The sequence below is a fragment of the Streptomyces sp. DvalAA-14 genome, assembly GCF_900091855.1.
In the GTDB taxonomy this organism is placed as follows: domain Bacteria; phylum Actinomycetota; class Actinomycetes; order Streptomycetales; family Streptomycetaceae; genus Actinacidiphila.
The window spans coordinates 1-8695 of sequence record NZ_FMCH01000391.1 but is presented as its reverse complement, the minus strand read 5'-3'; the positions used below and the strand labels follow the sequence as shown (position 1 = coordinate 8695).

6 protein-coding genes and 1 pseudogene are annotated in these 8695 nt (G+C 74.9%); 2 read left to right on the top strand and 5 right to left on the bottom strand.

Features of this window, described 5'->3' with window-relative positions:
• Nucleotides 1-146: 146 nt before the first annotated feature.
• Both GA0115240_RS38435 and GA0115240_RS38430 read right to left on the bottom strand, forming a co-directional pair.
• A complete protein-coding gene (locus GA0115240_RS38435; RefSeq protein WP_256069908.1) occupies nt 147-674 on the bottom strand; it encodes an SRPBCC family protein in 528 nt (175 codons plus the stop codon).
• A 107-nt stretch (nt 675-781) separates the two neighbouring features.
• Nucleotides 782-1544 (bottom strand): annotated as a pseudogene (locus GA0115240_RS38430) (metallophosphoesterase).
• 236 nt (nt 1545-1780) lie between these two features.
• On the opposite strand from GA0115240_RS38430, the gene GA0115240_RS20800 reads away from it, so the two are divergent.
• Nucleotides 1781-3580 carry an AMP-dependent synthetase/ligase gene (locus GA0115240_RS20800; protein ID WP_093738415.1) on the top strand — a complete coding sequence of 600 codons (1800 nt, stop codon included), beginning with the start codon at nt 1781-1783 and terminating at the stop codon, nt 3578-3580.
• 184 nt (nt 3581-3764) lie between these two features.
• Here the strand turns inward: GA0115240_RS20800 and GA0115240_RS20795 are convergent, their stop codons facing one another.
• Nucleotides 3765-4895 (bottom strand): glycosyltransferase family 4 protein, encoded by a 1131-nt coding sequence (locus tag GA0115240_RS20795; RefSeq protein ID WP_093738419.1) that lies wholly within the window; start codon nt 4893-4895, stop codon nt 3765-3767.
• A 98-nt stretch (nt 4896-4993) separates the two neighbouring features.
• On the opposite strand from GA0115240_RS20795, the gene GA0115240_RS20790 reads away from it, so the two are divergent.
• Nucleotides 4994-6277, top strand: coding sequence for a glycosyltransferase 87 family protein (locus GA0115240_RS20790; protein ID WP_093738421.1), 1284 nt, complete (start codon nt 4994-4996; stop codon nt 6275-6277).
• On the opposite strand, the gene GA0115240_RS20785 is transcribed toward GA0115240_RS20790, so the two are convergent.
• Both GA0115240_RS20785 and GA0115240_RS20780 read right to left on the bottom strand, forming a co-directional pair.
• Nucleotides 6235-7320 carry a M48 family metalloprotease gene (locus GA0115240_RS20785; RefSeq protein ID WP_256069907.1) on the bottom strand — a complete coding sequence of 362 codons (1086 nt, stop codon included), beginning with the start codon at nt 7318-7320 and terminating at the stop codon, nt 6235-6237. The genes GA0115240_RS20790 and GA0115240_RS20785 overlap by 43 nt on opposite strands.
• A gap of 144 nt (nt 7321-7464) precedes the next feature.
• A partial coding sequence (locus tag GA0115240_RS20780) for a basic secretory family protein (protein WP_218087434.1) occupies nt 7465-8695 on the bottom strand: 1231 nt, incomplete at its 5' end.

Here is an 8695-nt window from a genome sequence, read left to right as displayed (position 1 = left end):
AAGGCCCGCACCGCGTCACGGTCACCGGTGAGCAGCAGGGTGGGGCGGCCCGCTCCGGCGGCCGCCGCCGCGGTCGCCGCCGCGACCGTGGTGCGGCCGGCCCCGGGGGCGCCGGTGACCAGCAGCGTACGTACCGAAGCCACCCGTCAGGCCGACTCGCCGGCCGCGTCCGCCGCGGTGTCCGCCGCGCTCGGGGTGGTCTGCGGGGCCTCCACGGGCTCGGCGGTGTCGGCCGGGGCCGACTCCACCCGCTTCTTCAGGCCCGCCAGCGCCCGGTCGATGATGACCTTCTCGGCCTTGCGCTTGATCATGCCCAGCATGGGGATCTTGACGTCCACCGTGAGCTGGTAGGTGACCTCGGTGCTGGCGCCGCCGTCCAGCGGGGCCAGCGCGTAGGAGCCGTCGAGGGTGCGCAGCATCTGGGACTTGATCAGCGACCAGCGGACCTCGTTGTCGCCGACCCACTGGTAGGCCAGGGTGTGGTCGTCCTTGATCGCGCCGGCGTCCAGCAGCAGGCGCACCTGCTCGGCGCGCCCGGCCGCGTCCCGGCCCAGCACCTGCGCCTCCTTGACCTCCCCGGTCCATTCCGGGTAGCGGTCGAAGTCGGCGATGACGCCCATGACGGCGGCCGGCGCCGCTTCGATCGTGATGCTCGATCTGGTGTGTTCCGCCATGGCCGTGGCCCTCCTGAACGGTGCTGCTGGCTGCGGGTGAAGGCTACCGCGACCGGGGGCGGAGCCCGGCACCGCGCCGTCGGCGGCCGGCGGCGGGCCGGGGCGCCTCACCACTCCAGCGACCCAGGGGGTGCGGGTGTGGTTGAAGTGGCCGACATTGACGCATTCGGTGCGGCCGATCCGGGTTCTGGCCAGCAGCGGCTGGTGGACGTGGCCGAACAGGGCGTACTTCGGCTGGGTGGCCCGGATCGCGTCCAGCAGGGCCTCGCTGCCGCGCTCGAAGCGGCGGGCGGTGGTGTCGTAGCACAGCTCGGGGATCGCGGGCGGGATGTGCGAGCAGAGCACGTCCACCGGGCCGAGGGCGGCGACCTTCGCGGCGTAGTCGGCCTCCTCGACCTCGAACGGGGTGCGCATGGGTGTGCGCAGGCCGCCGCCGACGAAGCCGAAGACCCGGTCGCCGATCAGGGCGGTGGCGCCGTCCAGCACGGTGGTGCCGGGCCGCGCGTACTGCTCCCACAGGCCGGGGACGTCGACGTTGCCGTAGGTGGCGTAGGTCGGGGTGGGGAAGGCGGCGAAGAGCTCGCCGTACTGCTTGCGGACCGCGGCCTCGATGACGGCCCGCCGGTCGCGGCCGGCCCACAGCTCGCGGTCCAGCTCGCGGGCCTCCTCGAAGCGGCGGGCGGTGCGCAGTTCCACCATCCGGTCGGCGTTGCCGACGCCGAACAGGTCGGGGAAGATGCCGCGCGAGTGGTCGGCGTAGTCCAGGAAGAGCAGCAGGTCGCCCAGGCAGACCAGGGCGTCGGCGCCCTCACCGGCCCGGGCCAGGGCCTCGCTCGCCCCGTGGACGTCGCTCACCACATGCACCCGCATACGGCCAGTTTATAGCGGCGTTTCGCGGTGCCCCGGGCTCCCCGGCGGGCGGTGGGCGCACCCCGGCGGATCCGGTGCGGTGTTGGCGGAACCGGTTCCGCCGCTTCCGCCCGGTGTGTGATGCTTAAAACATCCGCAGTGGCCCCCTATCGCCGGAGCTTTACCGATGGGTAACATCCAGGCCGTCCATCACCTTCCCTCCGGGTGCGCCGTGGCACCGATGAGGAGCAGCCGCCTTGCGTGAGTTCAGCCTTCCGGCCCTGTACGAGGTCCCCGCGGACGGCAATCTGACGGATCTGATCCGCCGTAACGCGGCCCACCATCCGGACCTGCCGGTCATCGGCCGCAAGAACGGCGCCGGCGGCTGGGACGACATCACCGCGGCCGGCTTCCTGGCCGAAGTGGGGGCCGCGGCCCGCGGTCTGATCGCCTCGGGGGTGCAGCCCGGCGACCGGGTGGCCCTGATGTCCAGGACCCGCTACGAGTGGACGCTGCTGGACTTCGCCATCTGGAGCGCGGGCGCGGTCACCGTGCCCGTCTACGAGACGTCCTCGGCCTCGCAGGTGGAATGGATGCTCGGCGACTCCGGCGCGGTCGCGGTGGTGGTCGAGTCCGAGGGCCACGAGCGCACGGTGGAATCGGTGCGGGTGCGGCTGCCGCAGCTCAAGCATGTGTGGCGGATCGACACCGGCGCGGTGGACGTGCTGCGGGCGGCCGGCACCGACATCTCGGACGCGGTGCTGGACGAGCGGTCCGCGTCGGCCGGCGCGGACTCCCCCGCCACCATCGTCTACACCTCGGGCACCACCGGCCGCCCCAAGGGCTGCGTGCTCAGCCACCGCGCCTTCTTCGCCGAGTGCGGCAACGCGGTGGAGCGGCTGGGCCCGCTCTTCACCACCGGCGACAACTCGGTACTGCTGTTCCTGCCGTTGGCGCACGTGTTCGGCCGACTGGTCGAGGTGGCGGCCGTGATGGCGCCGATCCGGCTCGGACACGTACCGGACGTGCAGAATCTGACGGACGATCTGCAGTCCTTCCGGCCCACGATGATCCTCGGCGTGCCGCGGGTCTTCGAGAAGGTCTACAACGCGGCGCGGGCCACCGCCCAGGCCGGCGGCAAGGGGCGGATCTTCGACCGGGCGACGGCCGTCGCGATCGCCTACAGCAAGGCGCTGGACACCGGATCGGGTCCCTCGGCGCGGCTGCGGCTGGAGCACCGGCTCTTCGACCGGCTGGTGTACGGCAAGCTGCGCGCGGTGCTCGGCGGCCGGGCCACCCACGCGATCTCGGGCGGCGCCGCGCTGGGCGAGCGGCTCGGCCACTTCTACCGGGGCATCGGTTTCACCGTCCTGGAGGGCTACGGGCTGACCGAGTCGTGCGCGGCCGCGTCCTTCAACCCGTGGGACCGTACGAAGATCGGCACGGTCGGCCAGCCGCTGCCCGGCTCCACGGTCCGGATCGCCGACGACGGCGAGGTGCTGCTCTACGGCGAGCACCTGTTCTCCGGCTACTGGAACAACGAGGCGGCGACGCTGGAGGCCAAGTCCCACGGGTGGTTCCACACCGGGGATCTGGGCGCGCTGGACGAGGACGGTTATCTGACGATCACCGGCCGCAAGAAGGAGATCATCGTGACGGCCGGCGGCAAGAACGTCGCCCCCGCGCTGATCGAGGACCGCATCCGGGCGGAGCACCTGATCGCCGAATGCATGGTGGTCGGGGACGGCCGCCCGTTCGTGGCGGCCCTGATCACCCTGGACGAGGAGTTCCTCCCCCGCTGGGCGGAGCAGCACGGCAAGGCAGGCCGGACCGTCGCCGACCTCGCCACCGACGCCGACCTCCTCGCCGCCGTGCAGGCCGCCGTCGACCTCGGCAACGCGTCGGTCTCCCGGGCGGAGTCCGTCCGCGCGTTCCGCATCCTGCCGGTGCAGTTCACCGAGCAGTCGGGCCACTTGACGCCGTCGCTGAAGCTGAAGCGGAACGTGGTGGCGGCGGACTTCGCAGCGGACATCGAGCGGCTCTACGCCGCCCGCTGAACCCGGCGGAACCGGGTGCGGGGGCGGACGGCCCCCGCATTCCCGGGCGGGGGAACGCCCCAGCGGGGCGGGGGGAACCATGCGACCAGGGAACCTTGCGGCCGACCCACCACCCGCCCGCACCCGCCCGCCGCGGCTGCTCACCGACGGGCCCGAGGCCCGTACCCGCAGCGCCCGCGCGCCGCTAGAGCAGGTCCCGGAGGCGGGACGCCAGCAGGTCCCAGCGCCAGGCGGAGTGGATCCACTCGCGGCCGCGGGCGGACATGCGGTGGCGCAGATCCGGGTCCTTCAACAGGGTGAGCACGCGGTCGGCGCACTGGGCGGGGGAGCCGCCGCGCACCACCCAGCCCGTTTCACCGTCCAGGACGGCGTCCGGCGCGCCGCCGGAGTCACCGGCGACGACGGGCAGCCCGGTCGCGGAGGCCTCCAGGTACACGATGCCGAGGCCCTCCACGTCCAGCCCGCCGCGCCGCGTCCGGCACGGCATCGCGAAGACGTCGCCGGCGCCGTAGTGCGCGGGCAGTTCGGACCACGGCACCGGCCCGGTGAACCGCACCGCTCCGGCTACCCCGGCGCGCCGGGCCAGCTTGTCGAGTTCGGCCCGGTAGGGCCCGTCGCCGACGATCAGCAGCACCGCGTCCGGGATCTCGCGCAGGATGCGCGGCATGGCCAGGATCAGCGTGTCCTGGCCCTTGCGCGGCACCAGCCGTGACACGCACACCACGACGGGGCGGTCGGCGAGTCCGAGCCGGGCCCGCAGCGCCGGCCCGTCCGGGCCCGGGTGGAAGGCCTTCTCGTCGACGCCCGGCGGCAGTTGGACCATCCGGCTCGCCGCCGCGGGCGTCAGCGCGGCGGCGATCCGGGAGCGGGTGTACTCGCCGAGGTAGGTGAGCGTGTCGGTGCCCTCGCCGATCCTGCGCAGCAGTTGGCGGCTCGCCGGCAGTTGGGCCCAGGCCGCCTCGTGGCCGTGCGTGGTGCCGACCAGCCGCCGAGCGCCGGCCGCGCGCAGCGCCGGCGCCATCAGGCCGAGCGGGGCCGCCGCGCCGAACCACACCGACCCGCAGCCGTGTTCGCGCAGCAGCGCCGCGGCCCGGCGGGTCACCCGCGGGGTGGGCAGCAGCATCCTGGTGCGGTCCCGGATCACCGGGAACGGCTGCTCGGCGTCGAAGCGGGCGACCTCGCGGCCGTCCTTCCAACTGGAGGCGTAGACCACGACCTGCCCCGGGTCGAGGCGCAGCGCCAAGTTGTGCACGAACGACTGGATGCCGCCGGGGCGGGGCGGGAAGTCGTTGGTGACGATCAGGGTCTTGTCCATCGCCGCCGACAGTACCCCGCGCGGGGCCGCCCCCGCGTTCACCCGGCTGGCCGCCCGGACCGCTTCCGGCAGGCGGACCGGCGCCGACGCCGGACATGATGCATAACGTGACAAGTACGCATATCGGACCTCAAGGGCGGGCGCTGGCCGCCTGGGCGGTCAGCCGTGCGGCGCTGATGCTCTTCGTCTTCCGGGTGGCGCGCTTCCCGGGGCAGGTGATCCTGCACGACGTGTCGGACGTCTACCAGGGCTGGTACCCGGTGCTGCGCGGCGGCTCCTTCCCGGCGCACGACGTCACCTGGCAGTACCCGCCGGGCGCGGCGGCGGTGATGGTCGCCCCCGCGGCGGTGCCGTTCCTCGGCTACGCCTCGGCGTTCTTCTGCCTGGCACTGCTCGCCGACGCCGTGGTGCTGGCCGCCCTGCTGGTGGACGCCCGGCGGTCGGGCCGGCTCACCGGCGCCTGGGTGTGGATCGGCGGCGTCGTGCTGGGCGGGCCGATCGTCTACGCCCGCTACGACGTGATGGTGACCGCGGTCGCGGTGCTCGCGCTGCTGGCGCTGCGGCGCCGGCCGGCGGTCGCGGGCGTACTGGCGGGGGTGGGCGCGCTGCTGAAGGTGTGGCCGGTGCTGGTGCTGATCGGGGCGCGGCGCGGCCGGGAGACCCGGCGCTCCTGGGCGTGGGCGGCGGGCACCGCGGCCGGCGGGGCCGCGCTGTTCGCGCTGACCATGCCGGGGGCGTTCTCCTTCGTCACCGCCCAGCGCGACCGCGGCACCGAGGTGGAGTCGCTGGGCGCCACCGTCTTCCACGTGTGGCGGCACTTCGGCTGGCACGGCCGCTCGACGATGCACTACGGCTCGGTGGAGTTCCTCGGCCCGCACGTCCACGCGGTGAGCGCCGGCGCGCTGGCGCTGAGCGTGCTGGCCTTCGGCTGGCTGCTGTGGTGGCGGCTGCGGGCCCGTACGTTCGGCGCGTCCACGCCCTACGACGCCGCTTTCGCCGCGCTGCTGGTCTTCACCACGACCTCCCGGGTGATCAGCCCGCAGTACATGGTGTGGCTGGTCGGCGCGGGGGCGGTGTGCCTGACCCTGGCCGGGACCGTCCAGCGGCTGCCGGTCGTGCTGACCCTGGCGGCGACCTTGTGCACCACCTTGGAGTTCCCGGTCTTCTTCACCTACGTCAGCCAGAGCGACCTGTGGGGCGTCCTGCTGCTCACCACCCGCAACGGCCTGCTGGTCGCCGCGTCCGTCATCGCCTGCCGCCGCCTGTGGGCCGCCACCGTGCCGTCTCGCGCCGAGCGGGCCGCGCAGCGCCCCGGCGGCGCCGCCGACGCCGCGTCCGCCTACGCCCCGGGCACCTCCGGCACGTCCGGCACGTCCGGCTGAGGCCGCCAGGTGCGGGCCGTGCGGATCCGGGCGGACGCGCTGGGGTGCGTGGACAGCAGCAGGTGCAGGAGGCGGGGCGGGGCGGGGTCGGCGATGTTGGTGACGGTCAGCCGCCGCTGCATGGCGACGAAGGCGGCCGGTGACCGGGTGAGATCCAGGGCGTGCAGGTCGGCGCGGTGCTCGATTCGGCGGGACAGCGCCCGGCCGAACGGGGACGCCAGCGTGCCGCCGACGGAGGCGGCCGCCGCCAGCAGCCAGGCCGAGCGCGGGTCGGCGAAGCGGGGGACACCGGCCAGGTCCAGCAGCGGGGACCAGCGGACCACCAGCGCCAGCAGGCACACCCCGGCCGCGGCCCCGACCGCGCCGAGCGCGGTGCCGCGCGCGACGTCGCGGTGGACGACATGTCCGAGCTCGTGGGCCACCACCAGCTCCACCTCGCGGGGGTCGGCGGTGGCCAGCAGCGTGTCGTGGACGACGATCCGGCGGGTGCGGCCGAAACCGGACACGTACGCGTTCAGGGCGGTGGTGCGCCGGGAGGCGTCGGCGACCAGCACGTCCGCGACCCGGACGCCGTCCCGGGCGGCGAGCGCCAGCAACTCGGTCCGCTGCGGCCCGGGCTCCATCGGGGTGAAGCGGTTGAACAGCGGCTCGAACACCAGCGGGGCGACGAAGGACAGCAGCACCGTCACCGCCGCCGCCCCCAGCGCCGCCCAGGCCCACCACCAGCGGGTCGCGCCCGCCAGCGCGTACACCGCGAACAGCGCCCCGAGCAGCAGCGGGAGCGACACCAGCAGACCGCGCACCCGGTCCAGCGCCCAGCCGCCCCACCCCTGGGTGACCAGCCCGAACCGGGCCCGGACCAGCCGCCCCCGGGCCGCGAAGGGCAGCGTGAGCAGCTCCGGCAGCAGCGCCAGCGTCACCGCGGCGCCCACCACCCGCGGCGCCCACCCGTCCCCGAAGGCGCCGATCAGCCGGGCGCCGCCGGAGGTCAGACCGAGCCCGAGCAGCAGCGCCAGGGACACCGCCGAGGAGCCGGCCACCACCGGCACGCACCCCGCGCCGCAGCGCCCTGCCCCGGGCGATCTGCTCCGGCGTGAAGTCCTCGGCGGCGCCGGCCTCCACCACGCCGCCCGCGGCCGGGCCGGCCTCGCCCGCCTCGCGGCCGCCGGCCGCCTCCCCCGCCTCGCTCATGCCAACTCCTGTTCCACATAGGCCCGCCAGCGGGCGGTGAACTGCGGCAGGCTCAGCCCCAGCGCGGCCCGCAGCCGGGCGTCCAGGGTGCCGCCCTTCGCCACCGCGCGGTAGAAGGCGGTCAGTGTCGCCGGCGACCACTGGTCGGCGATCATCCGGCAGGCCAGCCAGCCCTCTTCGTAGGCCTGCGGCAGCCCGGCGGCGGTCGCCGAGAAGTCGGCCGCGGCGGGCAGCGCGGCCGGCACGCGGCCCGCCCGGACGTCCGCCGCGAGTTCCGGGGCGATCTCGGGCGCGGTGCGCCCCGCGTCGCGGTAGGCGACCCAGTCGGCGATGCCCTCGGACAGCCACAGCGGGGTGTGCGCGGTGGTGGACAGCCGGGTGGCGACGTGAGTGGTCTCGTGGGTGAGGACGACCTGGCGGCCGAAGGCGGAGAGTTCACCGAACGCCTGCGGGTTGACGATCACCCGGTCGGCGGGCGCGCCGCCGGCGCCGGTCCCGGAGCCGTTCCCGGTGCTGTTTCCGGAGCCGTTCCCAGTGCTGTTTCCGGCCTGGGCGGCGGGTTCGCCGGTGGTCACCGCCGCGATGTCCCGGAATCCGTCGGGGCTCGCGCCGAGCAGTGCCGCCAGCTGGTCGAGGGTGGCCGGCGCCTCGATGACCACCTTGCCGGGCCAGCCGCTCCCCCAGGCGTGCGTCACCTCGGGTACCGCCCGGTCGGCGTCGGCCGCGTAGCCGCTGAGCACCTTGGCGGCGGGGAGTCCCAGCACGATGCTGTGCGCGCCGCGCACCACCCGCACCGGCCCCTGGTCCCACAGCTGGACATCGCTGCGGTGCCCGCTGGCCGCCCCGTCGTCGTCCCCGGCGACGTACCAGTGCCCGGCGCGCCGGGACAGGGTCAGGTACTCGGTGGAGACCAGCGGCTCGCTGTCGTAGCCGGCCAGCCGGTAGCTGAGCCGGACCTCGGTCGCGATCCGCGGCGTCCCGTCGGCGGACGCCGGCAGGGGGAAGGCACCGGTCCGCACCAGGGTGTAGGACCAGGCGGCGAACGGTACGGCGGCGAGATGCGCGAACATCGCCGTCTGCTGGGCCCGGAACCGCTGGGCCTTCGGGTCCACGCCGGCCAGGAAGGCTGCCCGGTCGTGGTGGAGCACGGCGGTGGCCGCCGACCGAGCAGCTGCCGCGCCGCGCTGTCGCCGGCCGCCGGCGGCGGGCCGTGCCGGTCGGGCGCGC

Coding starts and splice junctions, on each gene's coding strand:
- GA0115240_RS38435 (WP_256069908.1), bottom strand. CDS start 674: ATGGCGGAACACACCAGATCGAGCATCACGATCGAAGCGGCGCCGGCC.
- GA0115240_RS20795 (WP_093738419.1), bottom strand. CDS start 4,895: ATGGACAAGACCCTGATCGTCACCAACGACTTCCCGCCCCGCCCCGGC.
- GA0115240_RS20790 (WP_093738421.1), top strand. CDS start 4,994: ATGCATAACGTGACAAGTACGCATATCGGACCTCAAGGGCGGGCGCTG.